This window comes from Paenibacillus sp. VTT E-133291 (assembly GCF_002264395.1).
GTDB classification, from domain to species: domain Bacteria; phylum Bacillota; class Bacilli; order Paenibacillales; family Paenibacillaceae; genus Paenibacillus_AQ; species Paenibacillus_AQ nitricinens.
Window position 1 is genome coordinate 1 of record NZ_NFVA01000285.1, and the last position, 232, is coordinate 232.

Consider the following 232-nt stretch of genomic DNA (forward strand, 5'->3'; position numbering starts at 1 on the left):
TTCCCTTGAGAAGGCCTATAAAGAAGGCCGCGTGAACCTGCTGTATCTGCCGGACTTTGATGTATTTACGAATTATCTTAAACAAGTTGGAACTGTCACTGCGAATACCTCCGCTGTTGAGGGCCGCATTGTGGACCTGAAAGGGGCACCACTGCCGGAGACAACTCCAACACCAGTGCCAACACCAACACCAACAACTGAGCCAACAACAGTACCAACAACAGTACCAACA

The 232-nt window shown here is 49.6% G+C and carries 1 protein-coding gene; it reads left to right on the forward strand.

Features of this window, described 5'->3' with window-relative positions; genetic code table 11:
- The coding region (locus tag CA598_RS31930) for a hypothetical protein (RefSeq protein WP_179283845.1) at positions 1-232 on the forward strand (232 nt) is incomplete at both ends.